Genomic DNA, 19,569 nt, shown 5'->3' with positions numbered 1-19,569 from the left:
CATTTTTAAACAATATATTAGATGCTAAGTAGAAAGGAAATGGTTCCTTTGATACCTAAAATTTTAATAGTAGATGACGATCCACACATTAGAGAACTCGTTTCTGTATTTTTAGAACGAGAAGGTTTTCAAACATATGAGGCAATTGATGGAGTAGATGCACTTCAGAAAATGGATGACGTAAAAGTCGATATGGTTATTCTTGATATCATGATGCCAAATATGGATGGATTTGATGTATGTTTTGAATTAAGAAAATACTATGATATCCCGGTTCTGATGCTAACTGCCAAAGGGGAAACATCACAAAAAGTAAAAGGATTTCACCTTGGGACAGATGATTATCTTGTAAAACCATTTGATCCTATAGAATTAGTAGTGAGAGTAAAGGCATTATTGAAACGTTACCAAATTACAGTTTCGCAATCGATTCAAGTTGGAAATGTATTATTAAATCGTAAAACATTCGAAGTTACATCTGGAGAACAAACGGTTACGTTACCGTTAAAAGAATTTGAGCTGCTCTTTACTTTAGGGTCTAAATCGGGAAGAACTTGTTCGAGAGAGCAATTAATTGAAGAAATATGGGGATATGATTTTGAAGGGAATGAACGTACACTAGACGTTCATATTAATCGGTTACGTGAGAAGTTTCAAGAAGAGCAATCGAAATTTAGTATTAAAACAATAAGAGGATTAGGGTATCGCTTAGAGGTAAGTAAATGAGAAAAAGAAAACGAATGAGTAAGTTGAAGATGCTGAAAGTATTTGGAGCGGTATTAGCGCTCTTTTCTATTCTTACTATCATTTGGTCTATCGCATTTTATGTAGCAACTAGTTTATTGAATGCTTTTGACGTAAACGTATCGCCGTTTGTTGCCTTTCTAATTAGTGATATGGTCGGTTTTGTCTTTATTATTCTTATTTGGACATTGATTGGAATATTAATGAGACCAAAACGAGAGGCGATGATTTGGACTATTATTGAACCGATACAAAAAATTGCAAAAGGAGACTTCTCCGTAAAAATAAGAAATGAAGAAAAGTATGATGGTGAAATTGGCGTGCTCGTAAAAAGTATAAATGATATGACAGATGAACTGAATACGATGGAGAAAATGAGACAAGAGTTTGTATCAAATGTTTCTCATGAAATACAGTCACCATTAACTTCTATAAAAGGATTTGCTAGAGCACTACAAGAAGATAATTTTTCTGAGGAAAAAAGAAAGCATTATCTTACCATTATTGAAACTGAAACAACGAGATTATCTAAACTAAGTCAAAATTTACTAAAGCTAACTCTTTTAGAATCAGAAGAGTATACACCAGAAAGAGTGAGCTATCGATTAGATCAACAATTAAAGCAAATTGTGTTAAATAGTGAACCACTCTGGGCTGAAAAAGAAATTGAGTTAGAATTAGATTTAGAAAAAGTATATGTTATTGCTGACCAAGAAAGTATGAGTCAAGTGTGGATTAATTTAATTCATAATAGTATTAAATTTACTCCAAGCGGTGGTACGATTACTATTCAGTTAAAGGAACATGAGACAGTAGTGGAAGTGCGTATCCGTGATTCAGGAATTGGTATATCAGAAGAACAGAAACAACATATTTTTGAGCGTTTTTATAAAGCGGATTCTTCACGAAATCGTGCCTATGGAGGAAGTGGCTTAGGTTTAGCTATTGTAAAGAAAGTAGTCGACCTTCATCAAGGAGAGATAAAAGTGGAGAGTGAGGAAGGAAAAGGTACTGAATTTATTGTGCGTATTCCTAATTATGAAGAAAAATAGTGTAGTGATAAAGAACCATTTTTTATTTCATACGCAGACACTCTCTTATGAGGAGGGTGTCTTTATTTTGCATGAATAATGATAAATACGTGTAATAAATGCATAGTAATTTTCTACAGTTACCTACAAGTAACCTACGCACATGAAAGTGCATCATTGCCTTTTTACATAAACATAGATACAATTTTAATATAATACATAACTGAGATGATTAAGGAGTGTTATACTTGGCAGAATTATTACAAGGTAAAAATGCTTTAATTACAGGAGCAGGTAGAGGGATTGGTCGCGCTGTAGCAATCGCATTAGCGAAAGAAGGCGTAAATGTAGGCTTATTAGCTCGTTCAGAAGAAAACTTAAAAGCTGTAGCGAAAGAAGTAGAAGCAGAAGGTGTAAAAGCTGTTATTGCAACTGCTGATGTTTCTTCATACGAAGAAGTAACAACTGCGATTGAAACGTTAAAAAATGGTTTAGGATCTATCGATATTTTAATTAATAACGCTGGTATTTCTAAATTCGGTAAGTTTTTAGAACTAGACGTTGCTGATTGGGAAAAAATCATTCAAGTAAACTTAATGGGTGTATACTATGCAACTCGTGCAGCTTTACCGAGCATGATTGAACAACAATCTGGTGATATCATTAACATTTCATCTACAGCAGGACAAAAAGGTGCACCTGTAACAAGTGCATATAGTGCTTCTAAATTTGGTGTCCTTGGCTTAACAGAATCGTTAGCGATGGAAGTTCGCAAACATAACATTCGTGTAACAGCTTTAACTCCAAGTACAGTAGCAACTGATATGGCTGTAGATTTAGGATTAACTGATGGAAACCCTGATAAAGTAATGCAAGCAGAAGATATTGCAGAATTTATCGTAGCGCAGCTGAAATTAAATAAACGTACGTTTATTAAATCTGCTGGGCTTTGGTCTACTAATCCATAGGAATTAAATTTATATTTAAAAGAAGGGATATCTATTCTGTAAGGGGTAGATATCCCTTCTTTATTTTTTGTATTCGAGACAGAATTTTCGGTATAATTAAAAGTAAATGGTAGAAAGCATTGGGAAATTGAAAGGGATGGCAGTTGTAAAAGAGTGATGTAAGGAGGAAAAAGGGATGAAAAAGAAGTTTCAAAAATTATAACATGTATCGTGTATAACGAGATTAGCTCGTGGACCTCCAGTATACATAACACTATATTATATATTAAAAAATTGGAGGATATAAGTAGATGAGAACTGAAAAAGAAATGTTAGACGTAATTATAAATATAGCAAAAGAGGATGAAAGAATTCGAGCAGTTATCATGAATGGATCGCGTGTAAATCCAAATGTGAAAAGAGATTGTTTTCAAGACTATGATATTATGTATGTTGTAAATGATATACAATCTTTTACGTCTAATCATAATTGGGTTCATAGATTTGGAGAAATAATGATAGTACAAATGCCAGAAGAAATGTCGTTAGTTCAACCAGATGAAGATGGGAAGTTTCCGTATTTAATGCAGTTCATGGATGGGAATCGGATTGATTTAACGCTAGTTCCAGTTGAGTTAATAAAAAAGTTCGTTGGACAAGATAGTTTAAGTAAACTGCTTCTTGATAAAGATAATTGTCTGGAAGAATTCCCGCCAGCAAGCGATAAGGATTACTTAATAAAAAAGCCTACAGAAAAAGAGTTTTTAGATTGTTGTAATGAATTTTGGTGGTGTAGTACAAATGTGGCAAAAGGGTTATGGCGAGAGGAACTTTCTTATGCAAAAGGAATGCTTGAAGGACCAGTGCGAGATATGTTCATCGTAATGCTAGAATGGCATATTGGTATGAAAACAGACTTTACAGTTAATACAGGGAAGTTTGGAAAGCATTTCGAGCAATATATTGAAGAAGATATGTGGGAGCAATTTAAAAGGACATTTTCTAATGCAGAATATGAAAACATATGGGAGTCATTCTTTGTCATGGGTGATTTATTTAGGGAAGTGGCGAACGAAATCGCTAACACATATGAATATCAATATCCGCAAGATGAGGATGATAAAGTGACGAATTATTTAAAACATGTGAAAGCTTTGCCAAAAGATAGTACATCAATTTATTAATAATATAAAGTAGTAAGGCTGTCCTAATTAAGGACAGTCTTATTTTTGTTTATGACTAACAATTTCTCTAACAAAGTGCAGATGAATCACATATGAAAATTTAGGGAGGTTTTTTATCATGTATTATTTTTATTCGCCACAAATGTTTGCTCCATATCAATGGGGACTAGAACGAGATGTTTCGTATGCTTATATGCCATATAACTCATTTTATTATGGAGAATATATAAGCGCATTGCCATACGTATATATTCCTCAAAACTATGAAGTGAAAATGAAAGCAGATGATCGTGGATCGTGGACACCATTTTCATGGGTTGAAAAATATGCGTACGCATTTTCAGGACCGTATAATAAAGCGGAAGTCGCTCTTACATTTGATGATGGACCAGATTTAGAATTCACGCCAAAAATTTTAGATAAGTTAAAACAACATAATGTAAAAGGTACTTTTTTCTTACTTGGTGAAAACGCAGAAAAATTTCCGAACGTAGTAAAGCGTATTGCAAATGAAGGGCATGTAATTGGTAATCATACGTATAGTCATCCGAACTTAGCGAAAGTAAATGAGGATGAGTACCGTAATCAAATTATAAAAACGGAAGAAATATTAAAACGTTTAGCCGGCTATGCCCCTAAATTTATACGTCCACCGTATGGTGAAATACTTGAAAATCAATTGAATTGGGCAACTGAGCAAAATTTTATGATTGTACAGTGGAGTGTTGATACAGTTGATTGGAAAGGTGTAAGTGCCGATACGATTACAAATAATGTGTTAGGGAATTCATTTCCAGGTAGTGTCATACTGCAGCATTCTACTCCAGGTGGGCATTTACAAGGATCTGTTGATGCACTGGACAAAATCATTCCGCAGTTAAAAACGAAAGGGGCACGTTTTGTAACACTTCCAAGTATGTTCCAGACATCGAAAGAAAGAAAGTGAATGTGTTATAAATTGGAAAAATAAGGGTTGTGTCGTATAATGAAAGTGTAAGTTAGGGGGGATATAATTGATTGATGCACTAGTAAACATAGGAATAAGCATATTGATTGGTATTATTTTTATACTTGCGGCAATTATTCTTCAAAAAAATCCACCGACCGATATTAATGCGGCATATGGTTATCGTACGAAACGATCTATGAAAAATAAGGAATTATGGGATGCGGGTAACAGGTATAGTGCAGAAGTGATGAAGCAAAACGGATTTATCATGATGTTAATTGGAAGTGTTATTAGTATACTGTTTAGATATCCACATACAATAATAGCGATTATAGTGGTTATGCTGTTATTAATCATTCGTTTATTTATACAAGTAGAGAGTAGATTAAAAATACTTGAACAATAATAAAAAATAGGACTCTACGCAATATTATGCTAGGAGTCCTATTTTATTTATAAACTATTATTTTTTAATAATTCTTTTCCTTGCTCTATAACAAATTCATAGTATGCAAGATCATACGGATAAATATCTTCAAATGTTATCGTAATCGGTTTATTGTTTAAGACTGAAATCGTTTTTAAAGATGAAATCTCTCCATTTAATAGTTGTAGAAAAGAAGTTGCATGTACTTTCATCACATCGTCTACTTCTTCACCTGGTGCGAATGGAAGTGGATTGATGACATTGTGAAAATACATATGACAAAATTCACGATCAGTAAGATTTGAAATTTCATAGTCTATTTTAAAGATTCCTTTGTATACTAAATCAGTAGTTTGAAAGGAAAGCCCCAATTCTTCTTCGATTTCACGAAGACCACCAATTTGTACATCTTCATCATGCATAATATGTCCAGCTGAAGTAATATCCCATATACATGGAGCTTCTTTTTTATTTTTAGAGCGTAACTGGAAATATAAGAATATATCTTTAGCATCTTTTTCTACAAACCAACAGTGAAATGTTTCGTGCCAATCACCGTCACGATGCACTTCATCGCGTAATTTCTTCCCAAGTGTATTTCTTTCAGAATCAAATATTGTTAACCACTCTGTCATTTTAATTCCCCTTTCTGCAAATTTTATTATACAATATTCGTATTGAATTTTGGGAAAATAAAGAAAAAGGGGCGATTATAAGTGGAGATAGAGCGTATGGAAATAAAATCGATTATTTCAACAGAGGAAGAGTTACGAAAAATATTGGGGCAACCAAGTGAGCGAGCATTGAAAAAAGTTATTTCATCATTAGACCACCATTGTGTAGATTTCCTTTCTAAATCTCCTTTTCTAGTATTATCTACTGCAAATAAGTTGGGGGAGTGTGACGCCTCGCCGAGAGGAGACGCACCTGGATTTGTATACGTACTCAATAATAATAAAATTATCATTCCAGAAAGACCAGGAAATCGTCGTATAGACTCCATTTTGAATATTATTTCAAATCCACGTGTAGGATTAATCTTTTTTATTCCAGGTCTTGGGGAGACACTCAGAATAAATGGCCAAGCATATATTACAAACGACGAAGAAATTTTGAAAGAAATGCAGGCGAATGGACGCAATCCGTTACTTGGAATTGTTGTTGAAATAGAAGAGTGTTACATTCATTGTGCAAAAGCGTTTATTCGTTCTAAGATGTGGGAATCAGAATCTTGGTTAAATAAAAAAGAGTTACCTTCAGCAGCAAAAATGTTGCTGGAGCATGCGAAAGTGAATACTTCAGAAGAAGATGTTGCACGTTCTTTAGAAGAAAGTTATACAAAAAGATTGTATTAAAAATTTTATTAATATAGTTTTGTAGAGCAGATATGTACGGGTTTTAGAATGGGGAATTTATCCCGCATTAACGGGCAGTAAGACCCCTACCTCAAAATTCAGCGAAAACAAAGAAGTCAGGTGGGAATCAACTGCCCGTAATATCCCGATTGGTGAAGGCTAATAATCAGTGGGGATGAACAAAATCCCCACTGATTAAAGTTTCACTTTATATATGAACCGTTGATTTATAAACTGGAGAAATGACAAAATAGGTAAATTGAGTGGCAGTTGCATAATGCTATTGTGAAATATAATAAAAAGTTATTTTGAAAATAGTTAGTAAAAATAGGCTTGCTTTTTAAAAAGTTGATAACTATAATAAGTTAACAAATAGACATGAACGAAAAAGTAATGATAAGGACACGAAATCATTTTTACGGTTTACAGAGAGGGAAGTCAAGGGTGTGAGCTTCCTAACACGAGAAATGATTTTACCACCTTTGAACTTCAATAGTGAACGAGTAATCTAGTAATTATTGACGGTATCAGCCGTTATCTGAACTTGAGCAATCTAGGGAGAAATACGTCTAGATTGGAACAAGGGTGGAACCACGAAAACACATTCGTCCCTTTCCTAGGGAAGAATGTGTTTTTTTATAGTATTATAGATCGAAAATTTAAAATAATTAAAAAATAGTATTGATTTTGTTTTTTATGCGAGTATAATGAGTTAACAAATAAACATGAACGAAAAAAGTAACGATAAGGACAAGAAATCATTTTTACGGTTTACAGAGAGGGAAGCCAAGGGTGTGAGCTTCCTAACACGAGAAATGATTTTACCACCTTTGAACTTCAATAGTGAACGAGTAATCTAGTAATTATTGACGGTATCAGCCGTTATCTGAACTTGAGCAATCTAGGGAGAAATACGTCTAGATTGGAACAAGGGTGGAACCACGAAAACACATTCGTCCCTTTCCTAGGGATGGGTGTGTTTTTTTTATTACTTTGAAAGGAGGTGCGGTAATATGAAACGATTTATAAGTACGGAAATAACCACCACCTGCATGACAAAAAAGCAGAGTAAGGTGATTTATAGATGTAACAATTAAACTTTTAGGAGGAGATTAGAAGATGAATAACGTTATAAATGTTGGGGTATTAGGTTTAGGTACGGTCGGAAGTGGTGTTGTTCATATTTTGAAAGAACATTATAAAAAAATCGCACTTGATACAGGATACGAAGTGAAAGTGAAAACAGTCGTTGTACGTGATTTGGAAAAAGAACGCGATGTTTGTATTGATGGAATTGCAGTAACAAGTCATGCAGATGAAGTTCTAAATGATTCAAATATTGATATTGTAGTAGAGGTAATGGGTGGAATTGAAGAAGCAAAGCAGCATATTGTTAAGGCTTTACGAAATAAAAAGCATGTCGTAACAGCAAATAAAGATTTAATGGCTGTATATGGTGCAGAGCTTCTTCAACTGGCGAACGATAATGATTGTGATTTATGTTACGAAGCGAGTGTAGCGGGCGGTATTCCAGTGTTAAGAGGACTAACTGATGGGCTAGCATCAGATCAAATTGAAAAAATAATGGGAATTGTAAATGGTACAACAAATTATATGTTAACAAAAATGAGTCAAAATGGATGGTCTTATGAAGAGGCTTTACAGGAAGCACAAAAATTAGGCTTTGCAGAATCGGATCCGACAGCAGATGTAGATGGACTAGATGCGGCGAGAAAGGTAGCGATTCTTGCAAACTTAGGTTTTTCGATGAATGTTTCATTAGATGATGTGCAAGTAAGAGGGATTCGAAAGGTCGAAAAAGAAGATTTACAAATGGCTGAAAAGTTAGGATTTACTATGAAGTTAATTGGGAAAGCAGAAAAACAAGGATCAGCCATTCATTTAAGTGTAGAACCGACGCTTTTACCGAGCCAGCATCCATTATCAAATGTGAATAATGAATTTAATGCAGTATATGTTCACGGTCAAGCGGTAGGAGAAGTAATGTTTTACGGACCTGGAGCTGGAAAGTTGCCAACTGGTTCTGCTGTAGTAAGTGATATTATTTCCATCGTTAAAAATATGAATCAAGTGCCGAAAAATAAAAGTGCGTTAAAAGAACCAGTTCCTTATGAATTACAAGGTGATGAAGAAGTAGTTTCGAAATATTTCTTGCGTATTTCATTACGAGATGAGCCTGGGATGTTGCAAAAAATAACAGAATGTTTCGTTAATTACTCTGTAAGTTTAAAAGAAGTTATTCAATTACCTTTAAACCGTGAACTGGCAGAAGTTGTTGTTGTGACACATCGAACTTCCAAGTATCAATTTGAACGAGTTTTAGGAGCGATAGAAGCTGTCGCAAGTGAAATAAACAGTTACTACATTATTGAGGAGGAAAAACAATATGTATAAAGGACTATTAAAACAGTATGCTTCTTATTTACCGGTGAATGAAAATACACCTGATGTCAGCTTAATGGAAGGAAACACACCACTTATTCCATTATTAAACATATCAAAACAATTAGGGATTCAGCTATACGGTAAGTACGAAGGAGCGAATCCGACAGGTTCTTTTAAAGATCGTGGTATGGTCATGGCAGTTGCTAAGGCGAAAGAAGAAGGTTCAGAAGCAATCATTTGTGCATCAACAGGTAATACATCAGCATCAGCTGCAGCATATGCGGCACGTCTTGGGATGAAATGCATTATCGTAATACCAGAAGGAAAGATTGCACATGGAAAATTAGCGCAAGCGGTCGCTTATGGAGCTGAAATTATTTCAATAGAAGGGAATTTCGATGATGCACTTAAGGCTGTAAGAAATATTGCTGCAGAAGAGCTGATTGCGTTAGTAAATTCAGTGAATCCTTATCGAATTGAAGGGCAAAAAACGGCAGCATTTGAAATTTGTGACCAATTGCAAAATGCACCAGATGTTCTAGCTATCCCTGTTGGGAACGCAGGAAATATTACAGCATATTGGAAAGGTTTCTGTGAATATGAGAAAGAAAAAGGTTATAAGAAGCCAAGAATCCATGGTTTTGAAGCGGAAGGAGCAGCTGCAATTGTAAAAGGGCATGTAATTGAAGAACCTGAAACAATTGCAACAGCGATTCGCATCGGTAACCCAGCAAGTTGGTCATATGCAGTAGAGGCTGCCGAGCAGTCTCGTGGTGAAATAGATATGGTATCAGATGAAGAAATTTTACATGCGTATAGGTTATTAGCAAAAACTGAAGGAGTTTTCGCTGAACCAGGATCAAATGCTTCATTAGCCGGCGTAATTAAACATGTTGAATCTGGAAAAATCAAAAAGGGAGAAACAGTTGTTGCAGTATTAACTGGAAATGGTTTGAAGGATCCTGATATCGCTATTTCTTCAAATCAACTAGACATCGCAAGTTTGTCAAATGATATAGAACAAATTAAAGATCATATTAAAGGGGTGATTATGTCGTGATACCATTAAGTGTTCGTGTCCCTGCTAGTACGGCAAATGTTGGTCCTGGATTTGATTCAGTTGGAATAGCTTTGTCATTGTATTTAGATGTGGTGGTTAAAGAAAAAGCTGATAAATGGCAAGTAATCCATTCCTTTGAAGAATCAATTCCGACAGACGATAAAAATTTAATCGTTAGCACGGCATGTAAAGTCTGTCCTTCTATATCACCCCATATAATAGAAGTTACTAGTAATATCCCATTAACGAGAGGGCTAGGAAGTAGTGCATCAGCGATTGTAGCTGGGATAGAACTTGCGAATCAACTAGGCAATTTGAACTTAACTGCTGATCAAAAAGTTCAAATTGCTACAAATTTTGAAGGACATCCTGATAATGTTGCTGCTTCTATATTAGGTGGAACTGTAATCGGAGCACTTGATGGAAAGGATATTTCCGTCGTAAGAATTGAGAGCAAGGAGTTAGGGGTAATTTCTCTTATTCCGAATGAAGAATTAAATACAGATGAAAGTCGATCTGTATTACCAAAGGTGTTTCCGTTTCATGAGGCAGTTAAAGCGAGTGCGATAAGTAACGTATTAGTAGCTGCATTATGTCAAAAGCGGTGGGAAGTTGTAGGTGAAATGATGGAGAGAGACCATTTTCACGAGCCATATCGTTTAGAACTCGTACCGTTATTACCATCTATTCGTAAATGCGCAAAAGAATTTGGTGCGTACGGTACAGCACTTAGCGGTGCGGGACCATCTATTTTTATATTAACGCCATATGAGAAACGTCAAGAAATCGCTGAGCAATTAGCGAGAGTATTTACAGATATGAAAGTATGTGAGCTTGAAATCGACCATAAAGGTATTATTGTAAATAAGGAAGAGCATATTGGATCGTAAAGAAAGCTGGCATGGCTAGCTTTCTTTACGTTGCAAACCTATTTTAAATTAGGTTTTTTCGGAAGAAAATATAAAACAAATGTTGATTTTGAATAATGTAAGTAAAGAGTGCATTCATTTTGGAGGTGATTACATGAATAAAGAGTCACCAGAAGAAAAAAGAGAGCATATGAGACAAAGTGAATTAAAAAGTAATCCTACGGGTTCTTTACATGACGGACTCAATAGAGCGGAAACAGGTAGTCCAGTTGATATAGCAGGCGGTATGAATTGGAAAGGCACAGGAATAATCATTTTAGTACTATTTTTAGGATACATTGTATACACTTATTTTTTCAGTTGAAGAATGCTTGTTAAAATTTTGATTTGTTTAGTTTCATAATTATTGAGAAAAAACGCAGTTACTGTATTACATATCTTCTAAGCAAGTTATAGTTGTTCATATCAACTTTTAATACTCCAAATAGAGCTAGCAAAATGCTAGCTCTATTATTTTTTGCCACATTCCTGTAACAAAGCACCTGTATATTCATTGGTGGAGGTGCAGAGGATGAAAAAAATGATAGCGATATGTCTTCTTACAACTATGTCGTTTTCGACTTTAGTCGGTTGTGACGTAAAAGGTAGTAATGCTGTACAAGAGTCTAAAATAAAGAAAGCGACGTATAAAGATTTTACTTATGATGTAAATCCAGAAACATTCACATTAACTGTAGAACATGAGGGGGTAAAGGAACAGGCATCACAACCCCTACCGAAAATGAAGGTATCGAATGTAAAAAAAGAAAAGGATCGTACATCGTGGGAATATCCAGATCAAAAAGTAAAAATAAAATTAGAAAAGAAAAAAGACCACTTAAACATTGAAGTGGAATCGACTGGTGCAGAAAGCTTTACATGGCCGAAAGTAGAAGCTGAAAATTATACACTTCCGTTATGGGAGGGTAAGCAAATTCCGAGCAATGATGAGAATTGGAAGAAGTTTTTAAAGGATGATGCATATTCATTTGCTGAATCATTTTCTATGAAGTTTTTCGCATTAAATGGTTCGAAATATTCAATTGTATATATTGCAAAGAATATGTTTAATAATGAATTGAAATTTCATTCGGATCCGAAAATAGGATTTGATTTTACACATGAATTTCCGAGCATAAATAAAAATAAAACATATGGATTTCAATTATATGTGACAAATAATGATGCGGTAAGCATTACTAAACTGTATAAGGATGATATTGTTCGAAAAGGTGAATTTAAAACATTACAAGAAAAGGCTAGAAAAAATAAAGAAATCGAAAAGTTATATGGAGCGGCGCATTTTTATTTTTGGAATCAAAATGGTTTATCAGAAAGTAATATAAATTGGTCAAAACTAAGGGAGCAAATAAATAGCCCGCTGTTTAGTCATATAAAAGAACTTATTCAAAAGAATAGTTCAGAGCCTGGGGAACTGAATGTATTAGATCAAGTAAGTAAACAAGATTTTATTGATAAGTATCAAAAAAATGTTATTTTACGTTATATAAACGAAGTGTTATCTATGAAGGAATTTTATAAAGAGGATATTTTTCAAAACGTTAATCAGGAAGCTAGTGTGCTATTAAAGAAAGGTGTAGGTCACTTAACGAATACAGAATTGTATAGCTTAAATAAGCATTTATTAAAGTCGCTACTTGGTGATGCGGTTGAAGAGGTAAGTAAATGGGGTAATGCAGATGGAACGGACATACTAAAGGAAATGAAAGAGGCAGGAATAGAAAAAGCATGGATTGGTCTGCCGAACTGGGAACAAGGATTTATGCAACCTAATTTCGTGACAAAAGCTAAGGAAATGGGGTATTTAGTTGGTCCGTATGATTCATATCATTCCATTCACGAAAAAAGTGATAAAAATTGGAACACAGCATCCTTTAATGACCCGTCATTATACGAAGAGGCTACTGTAACGAAGAAAAACGGAGAAAAGGTGCAAGGCTTTTTAGGTAGAGGTCGCAAGTTAAACCCGACTTTATCGCTGCCTAGTGTAAAGGAACGCATAAATGATATATTACAAAATGGTCCTAAATATAATTCATGGTTTATTGATTGTGATGCGACAGGTGAAATTTACGATGACTATTCAGCGAAACATATAACGACGCAAGAGCAAGATTTAAAAGCACGTTTAAAAAGAATGGACTACATTGCGCAAGAAAAGGGTATGGTCGTTGGTTCTGAAGGCGGAAATGATTTTGCTAGTAGTACGATTGCATTTGCACACGGAATTGAAACACCTGTTATTAAATGGGACGATGAAGATATGCGGAAAAATAAAACAAGTCCGTATTATGTCGGTGGATATTGGTCACCAAATCAAAATGTGCCTGAAAAATATGCAAAACAAGTACCATTGAAAGAAGAATATAAACAAGTATATTTAAACCCAGTATATTCGGTACCATTATATAAATTAGTATACAATGATTCCGTTATTACAACGCATCATTGGGAATGGGGAAGTTTAAAGGTAAAAGATGAAGTTGGAAATCGAATGCTGTCTGAATTATTGTATAATGTTCCTCCGTTGTACCATTTAGATGAAGTAGAGTGGAATAAGCATAAAAAAGAAATTACAGAGCATCTAAAAGTTTGGAATGAAGTTCATGAAAAAGCAGTAAAAGAAGAGATGACGAATTTTGCGTATTTGTCAGAAGATAAGCTAGTACAATCTGTTTCTTATGGAAAAGATATTAAAATCATTGTAAACTTCTCAAATGAAGACATGGAAATAGAAAAAACGAAAATAAAAGCAAAGTCGGCTTACATTGATAATCAGGGGAAGAAAAGTGTGTATACGCCGTTTGAGAAATAATAAAGTTAAATATACTGTATTCATAGCGATTTTATAATTAGCTGGATTCTTTATTCATATCGTTTGTTAGGAAAAAGACATTCTAATTTAAAATGAAAGAGTTAATAAATTTGTAAATCCGCATGTTGCGAAGTGCTAAATTTTTGAAATTGGTAAATAGTGACTTGCCAAAAATAAGTACGAGAGTATAATGTGAAATGGAATACGTATTGGGTTTAAGTAGTAACCTTACAAAATTGTAAGGTTAGTGAAAGGAAATTCAATATGAAGATAAATAGACTTACATTATACTTGGTAAAGAGAAAGAGAGGCGAATGGGTATGAGCTCTGAATTAGAACAAAATACGAGAAGTAATAAAAAGCGTTCTAAAAGAAAGTCAATAAAATGGTTCATATTAATTCCATTTTTCCTACTTATTTTTGGAGGAGTAGGATATGGTTCGTTTATATATAATAAAGCAAAAGCTGTTGTAAATGATGCGTATGCAAAAATTGATAAGTCATCAAAGCGTGATAAAGAAGTCGAACCTTTAAAGGATAATATTTCAATATTAATCATGGGTGTAGATGGAAGTGAAATGAGAAAAAGCCAATATGGCGAAGCAGTTCGAACAGATGCACTTTTATTAGCAACAATTAATAAAGATGATAAGACTGTTAAGCTAGTAAGTATTCCACGTGATTCACGTGTGTACATTCCAACTAGAAAAAAATTAGATAAAATTACTCATGCTCACGTATTTGGTGGCGTAGAAAGTACACGCGATACAGTGGAAAGATTTTTGAATGTCCCTGTTGATTATTATGTGAAGTTTAACTTTGAATCATTCGTACAAATTGTCGATTCAATTGGTGGTATTGATATTGATGTACCAGTTACTTTCACTGAACAAGATAGTAAAGACCAAGCTGGTATGATTCATTTAGAAAAAGGTTACCAACATTTAAATGGAGAACAAGCACTTGCACTTGCAAGAACGCGTAAAATTGATAGTGACGCAATGCGTGGACAGAGACAGCAACTTGTAATAGAAGCAATTGCCAAAAAAGCGATGTCTGTTCAATCAATTAGCAAAATGGGCTCTTTACTAGATGCGGTTGATAAAAATATGAAAACGAACTTAACATTTGACGATATGCTTGCCATTACAAAAAATATGGCAGGATCTAATTTAGAAATGGAAAAATTGCAAATAGAAGGTACAGATAAACGTATCGGCGGTATTTATTATTACATTCCAAATGAAAAAAATGTAAAAGATATTTCAAAAAAATTAAATGATCATTTAGGTGTAACGCCAAAATCAGTCCGAAACGAATAATAAAAAAAGATTGGCTTTTGCCAATCTTTTTTTTTGGAATGTATTTGTAACTTTTCTGTAACGATTTTTTAGTTTAGAAAAATTATACTCATATGTATGAGTATAATGGATAGGTAAAAAAGTAAAAGGACATATTCAAAATTTGTGGTAAGGAAAGATATCATATGCAGAAATGGTTAAGCATGATGGGAATTATCTTTATATTGACTGGATGTAAAATGTCTGAAGCTCCAACAGGTCTAATGGAAGCTCCTACAAATGAAAAATGGATTAATGAATTAAAGGAACAAATTGATAAAGATTTACCTGTTAATTATCGCTTACTTACTCCAATGTCTAACAAAGATAAACAGATGATTTGGTCAATGAATTTTAAACAAGATAATAAGAAAGAAGCCATCTTATTTTATAAATTGCCGAATGAAGATCATAGCGTATATTTAGCCGTATATGAAGAAATCGGAAATGGCTGGAGAATAAAGTCCACACATAAATTTGATGGTGGAGATGTAGATATCGTTGAAGTCGGTGATTTTACAGGGAACGGGAAGAGAGAGTTGTTAATCGGAATCTCTGTAAATCGTGAATCGTTAGAACATGTTATGTATGTTTTTTCGGAAGAAAATGAAGAGATGAAGGAAATATATAATCGAAGTTATACGAAGTTATTCATAGAGGATCTAAATGAAAATGGACTGAAAGATATAAGCCTTGTTACATTTGAAAAAGATGAGAAGCTGACAGTTGAGTTCATGGAACAATTTAAGACTTTATCTGAAGTGTCATACGATCCATTTATAAATAGTATTCAAAGAATACAAATGGGGCGTATTTCTAAATCATTAAAGGCAGTTGTAATCGATGCGGGAACAGGGGCTCATTCAGGTATAACTTATGTAGCAAAATTTGATCAGGATCATTATGAAGTATTACCTATAGGTGGGAAAGAAGATTTATTTAATGAATATGTTGTAGAAAGTAAAGATGTTAATGAAGACGGCATTATTGAATTTGTTCGTACTGTACGTCCAAAAGGTTGGGAGGATAAATCACATGGTGACAGTCCGCTTTTTGAACGTTACATACAGTGGAGTGAATCTGGAATTAAACCAATTGAAGAACGATATATAGATATAGAAAAAGGGTATTATGTGAAAATTCCTAAAGAGTTAATAGGGAAAATTACAATACCAGATCAGCAAAAAGAATCAAATTCTCAAAAGTTTTTGGATACAAGAACAAATAAAATATGGCTTGAAGTTCATATTTTTAAGCGGAAAGAATGGTTCAATATAAAAGGCTACAGCGCAGCAATTAAAACGGCTTCTCACGTATATGCAGTACCGAAGCAATCGGAATTTGAAAAAGTGAAAGCATATATAAAACCGCTAGCGGATTATCAACAAGAGTAGGAGGTGGGAATTATGTCAAAAATTTTAGTTTTAGAAGATGAATTAACGATCCGTAGCTTTATTGTTTTAAATTTAAAACGTGCTGGATTTTATGTAATAGAAGCTACTACTGGAGAAGAAGCATTACAGATTTTGAGTGAACAAACTGTTGATATAGCACTGCTGGATGTAATGTTACCGGGGATTGATGGTTTAGAAGTTTGTAAGGCTATCAGGAAAGAAAATAAAAAAATGGGTATTATTATGTTAACCGCACGTGTACAAGATGAAGATAAGGTGCAAGGACTAGGAATAGGTGCAGATGATTATATTGCAAAACCGTTTAGTCCAGTAGTATTAACTGCACGTATACAGTCTTTATTAAGAAGAATAGAAGTACATGAAGAAAAAACGAATATTGTTACGTCAGGTCCATTTTCGTTAAATATTATAGAAGAAAGATTGTATAAAGATGGACAATTAGTCGATTTAACACCTACAGAGTATATGATATTACAGTATTTAATGAATCAGGCTTCAAAGCCAGTTTCGCGTGATGAAATTTTAAATATGATTTGGGGAACCAATTACGTAGGTGAGACGAAAGTAGTAGATGTAAATATGAGACGGTTACGTCAAAAGATAGAATGTAATCCATCAGAACCTGAATTTATTCTTACGGTGTGGGGAAAAGGATATGTGTGGAAGGAAAGTATGAGATGAAACGGAAAGTGACTTTATATTTTATGACGGTCATTACACTTATGCTTGTATTATTTGAAGTTGTATTTTCAGTCTCAATTTATCGATACTATTATAATGGTATTGTGCAATATATAGAGTCTCATGCGAAAACGAGTACACGTTTTTTTTCAGAATACAATTCACTATACTTTATTCGATTACAAGAATATAGTGGTGACATAATTAGTAGCTTTCAATTAGAAGGAACAGAATTACAGTTAATTGATCGTCACGGCTCGGTTATACAATCTTCAAGTGGTGAAAAGGTAAAAGGTAAAGTAAATATTCCACAATCATTATTAGAAGGTGAAATGTATAATCAAGTTACTACGAAAGGTAATAAAAAACAACTAGAGGTGCTAAGCCCACTTATACATCAAGGACAAACTATTGGTGTTTTAAAATATACGACTGTTTTAACAAATGTAAATAAAAAGATTATTGAAATTATTACGTTTACTATTTCTGTAGGTATTGTTATTTCGGGAGTCGCCTTCTTAATTAGTAGACGTTTGGCAAATTCATTTGTTGAACCAATTGAATCCATTATTCAAGCCTCTTCACAAATTGCAGAAGGCACATTAAAGCAAAAAATTAAAGAAGATTATCCTGGAGAATTAGGTGAATTGGCACATAGTTTAAATTATATGGCCTATAAAATAGATAAGGCTGAGCAGATGAAAAATGAATTCATTGCTTCTATTTCGCACGAAATACGAACGCCTTTAACAGGAATTAAAGGTTGGAGTGAGACGTTAAAAACAGTAGATCATTTAACAGAAGAAGAAATAAAGCAAGGTATGGGCATTATTTCAGGTGAGACAGATAGATTGATTCATTTAGTAGAAGAATTGCTAGATTTTTCAAGATTACAATCAAATCATTTTAATTTATATAAACAAAAGGTGCAGTTGTACGATATACTAGAGGAGACGATTTGGCAATTAACTCCTAAATCGGAAGAGAAGGAAATTCAATTTATTACTACTATAGACCGAATTGAATTGATGGGAGATCGAAATAGGTTAAAGCAAGTTTTCTTGAATATTGTTCAAAATGCAATTAAGTATTCACATAAAAAAAGTACAATACACATTGAAGCGACTAAAATAGAAGGACGAGCAGTGATTAAGGTAAGAGACGAAGGGATTGGAATTGCTAAAGAACATTTACCATATATTGAGCAATCATTTTACCAAATTAATAATCATGCTGCAGGTGCAGGTATTGGTTTAGCTATCGTTAAAAAAATGGTAGAGCTTCATGGTGGTGTGCTTAGTGTTACAAGCAAAGAAGGAATAGGAACAACAATTTTGATAAAACTCCCATTATAATACAAATAAAATCTATTTATATGGTGAAATAAAAATAAATAGATGTATAATTATATTGGGCGATTTATATATAAGATTAATAGGGAGAGGAATTCGATAGAATGGAAAAAGCTTTAAAAATTAAACAAATAGTAGTCGTTTTAATAGCGATTGCCGCAGTAGCTATTGGGTATTACATGTTTCAATCAATTACTTCACCAGCAAAAGCTGTTGCGAAACAAGAAAATGTAGTGCAGCTTGCAAGTGAACAGCCGAAAGTTGAAATGAATAAAACGGCACCAAGTCGTTTTAATGGAAAAGAAAGAAAAGTTGCTTATCTTACATTTGACGATGGGCCAGGGAAATATACGGCTGAATTATTAAATACGCTAAAACAACATGATGCGAAGGCGACGTTCTTTTTAATTGGAGCGAATGTAAAAGAATTTCCTGATTTAGTGAAACGTGAAAATGCTGAGGGTCATTATGTAGGCATGCATAGTATGACACATAATTTCGCAAAGTTATATAAAAATGGCGAGTATGTAAATGAGATGAAAGAAGATCAAGGTTTAATCGCTAATATTATTGGGAAATCACCTAAATTAACACGTCCTCCATATGGTTCGATGCCTGGATTGAATGAAGGTCTTCGAAATAAAGTGGTAGAAGGCGGATTTAAAGTATGGGATTGGACAATTGATTCATTAGATTGGAGATACAATAAAATGCCAGTTGATGCAGCTGCAGCACAAATTGCTCAAAACGTATTAACAAACGCAACAAAACCACAAGAAGTAATTTTAATGCATGATATTCACCCGCAATCAGTTGCTGCTGTGCCAGCAATTTTAAAGGGGCTAAAAGAAAAAGGTTATGAGTTTGAAGCTTATCATGAAGAGAGTCACTTCCCAGTGAACTTCTGGCATGATAACCGTATGTAATGGAGGAA

Annotated in this window: 18 protein-coding genes and 2 other annotated features; of the genes, 17 read left to right on the top strand and 1 reads right to left on the bottom strand. The window is 33.9% G+C overall.

Annotation, left to right across the window (positions count from 1 at the left end; genetic code table 11):
* The first annotated feature begins 48 nt into the window (after positions 1 to 48).
* The 6 genes from hitR (at position 49) to M1D66_RS17410 (ending at position 5,261) form a co-directional block, all read left to right on the top strand.
* On the top strand, positions 49 to 726 hold the full coding sequence (gene hitR, locus M1D66_RS17435) for an envelope stress response regulator transcription factor HitR (RefSeq protein ID WP_000612414.1): 678 nt from the start codon (positions 49 to 51) through the stop codon (positions 724 to 726).
* Complete coding sequence (gene hitS, locus M1D66_RS17430; RefSeq protein ID WP_065211678.1) at positions 723 to 1,796, top strand: envelope stress sensor histidine kinase HitS; 1,074 nt, start codon at positions 723 to 725, stop codon at positions 1,794 to 1,796. The genes hitR and hitS overlap by 4 nt, the downstream gene beginning before the upstream one ends.
* A gap of 227 nt (positions 1,797 to 2,023) precedes the next feature.
* Entirely contained in the window at positions 2,024 to 2,743 is a 720-nt protein-coding gene (locus tag M1D66_RS17425) for a 3-ketoacyl-ACP reductase (RefSeq protein ID WP_000818985.1), read from the top strand.
* A gap of 290 nt (positions 2,744 to 3,033) precedes the next feature.
* The gene (locus M1D66_RS17420; protein WP_086385889.1) at positions 3,034 to 3,906 is read left to right on the top strand and encodes an aminoglycoside 6-adenylyltransferase; all 873 of its coding nucleotides are present in this window, start codon (positions 3,034 to 3,036) and stop codon (positions 3,904 to 3,906) included.
* Positions 3,907 to 4,024: 118 nt separating this feature from the next.
* The gene (locus tag M1D66_RS17415; RefSeq protein WP_242554655.1) at positions 4,025 to 4,852 is read left to right on the top strand and encodes a peptidoglycan-N-acetylglucosamine deacetylase; all 828 of its coding nucleotides are present in this window, start codon (positions 4,025 to 4,027) and stop codon (positions 4,850 to 4,852) included.
* Between the two features lie 70 nt (positions 4,853 to 4,922).
* On the top strand, positions 4,923 to 5,261 hold the full coding sequence (locus M1D66_RS17410) for an SdpI family protein (RefSeq protein WP_025118474.1): 339 nt from the start codon (positions 4,923 to 4,925) through the stop codon (positions 5,259 to 5,261).
* Positions 5,262 to 5,308: 47 nt separating this feature from the next.
* Here M1D66_RS17410 and M1D66_RS17405 read toward each other — a convergent pair whose 3' ends face one another.
* Positions 5,309 to 5,917: an NUDIX hydrolase gene (locus M1D66_RS17405; RefSeq protein ID WP_242554654.1), complete on the bottom strand. Its 609-nt coding sequence runs from the start codon at positions 5,915 to 5,917 to the stop codon at positions 5,309 to 5,311.
* An 81-nt stretch (positions 5,918 to 5,998) separates the two neighbouring features.
* On the opposite strand from M1D66_RS17405, the gene M1D66_RS17400 reads away from it, so the two are divergent.
* The 11 genes from M1D66_RS17400 to M1D66_RS17350 all read left to right on the top strand — a co-directional run bounded on the left by M1D66_RS17400 (position 5,999) and on the right by M1D66_RS17350 (position 19,561).
* The gene (locus M1D66_RS17400; protein ID WP_197323854.1) at positions 5,999 to 6,637 is read left to right on the top strand and encodes a pyridoxamine 5'-phosphate oxidase family protein; all 639 of its coding nucleotides are present in this window, start codon (positions 5,999 to 6,001) and stop codon (positions 6,635 to 6,637) included.
* 384 nt (positions 6,638 to 7,021) lie between these two features.
* Positions 7,022 to 7,253, top strand: a binding site (T-box leader).
* 116 nt (positions 7,254 to 7,369) lie between these two features.
* Positions 7,370 to 7,601: a binding site (T-box leader), on the top strand.
* Between the two features lie 155 nt (positions 7,602 to 7,756).
* Entirely contained in the window at positions 7,757 to 9,052 is a 1,296-nt protein-coding gene (locus M1D66_RS17395; protein WP_016124457.1) for a homoserine dehydrogenase, read from the top strand.
* Positions 9,045 to 10,103: a threonine synthase gene (gene thrC / locus M1D66_RS17390; protein WP_242554653.1), complete on the top strand. Its 1,059-nt coding sequence runs from the start codon at positions 9,045 to 9,047 to the stop codon at positions 10,101 to 10,103. The genes M1D66_RS17395 and thrC overlap by 8 nt, the downstream gene beginning before the upstream one ends.
* A complete protein-coding gene (thrB, locus tag M1D66_RS17385) occupies positions 10,100 to 10,993 on the top strand; it encodes a homoserine kinase (protein WP_242554652.1) in 894 nt (297 codons plus the stop codon). Before thrC ends, thrB begins: the two co-directional genes overlap by 4 nt.
* Before the next feature lie 133 nt (positions 10,994 to 11,126).
* A complete protein-coding gene (locus tag M1D66_RS17380; protein ID WP_086385894.1) occupies positions 11,127 to 11,336 on the top strand; it encodes a DUF6366 family protein in 210 nt (69 codons plus the stop codon).
* A 207-nt stretch (positions 11,337 to 11,543) separates the two neighbouring features.
* Complete coding sequence (locus M1D66_RS17375) at positions 11,544 to 13,847, top strand: glycoside hydrolase (RefSeq protein ID WP_144596461.1); 2,304 nt, start codon at positions 11,544 to 11,546, stop codon at positions 13,845 to 13,847.
* A 320-nt stretch (positions 13,848 to 14,167) separates the two neighbouring features.
* Positions 14,168 to 15,169 (top strand): LCP family protein, encoded by a 1,002-nt coding sequence (locus tag M1D66_RS17370; protein ID WP_242554651.1) that lies wholly within the window; start codon positions 14,168 to 14,170, stop codon positions 15,167 to 15,169.
* Positions 15,170 to 15,333: 164 nt separating this feature from the next.
* Positions 15,334 to 16,581 carry a hypothetical protein gene (locus M1D66_RS17365; RefSeq protein ID WP_144596460.1) on the top strand — a complete coding sequence of 416 codons (1,248 nt, stop codon included), beginning with the start codon at positions 15,334 to 15,336 and terminating at the stop codon, positions 16,579 to 16,581.
* A gap of 12 nt (positions 16,582 to 16,593) precedes the next feature.
* The gene (locus M1D66_RS17360; protein ID WP_000036071.1) at positions 16,594 to 17,283 is read left to right on the top strand and encodes a response regulator transcription factor; all 690 of its coding nucleotides are present in this window, start codon (positions 16,594 to 16,596) and stop codon (positions 17,281 to 17,283) included.
* Entirely contained in the window at positions 17,280 to 18,638 is a 1,359-nt protein-coding gene (locus M1D66_RS17355; RefSeq protein ID WP_242554650.1) for a sensor histidine kinase, read from the top strand. Before M1D66_RS17360 ends, M1D66_RS17355 begins: the two co-directional genes overlap by 4 nt.
* A gap of 101 nt (positions 18,639 to 18,739) precedes the next feature.
* On the top strand, positions 18,740 to 19,561 hold the full coding sequence (locus M1D66_RS17350; RefSeq protein WP_000409484.1) for a peptidoglycan-N-acetylglucosamine deacetylase: 822 nt from the start codon (positions 18,740 to 18,742) through the stop codon (positions 19,559 to 19,561).
* Positions 19,562 to 19,569: the final 8 nt, after the last annotated feature.

It is taken from the genome of Bacillus sp. PK6-16, from assembly GCF_056530295.1.
Note: the sequence above shows the minus strand (reverse complement) of the source record. Positions and strands in the feature narration are given on the sequence as shown.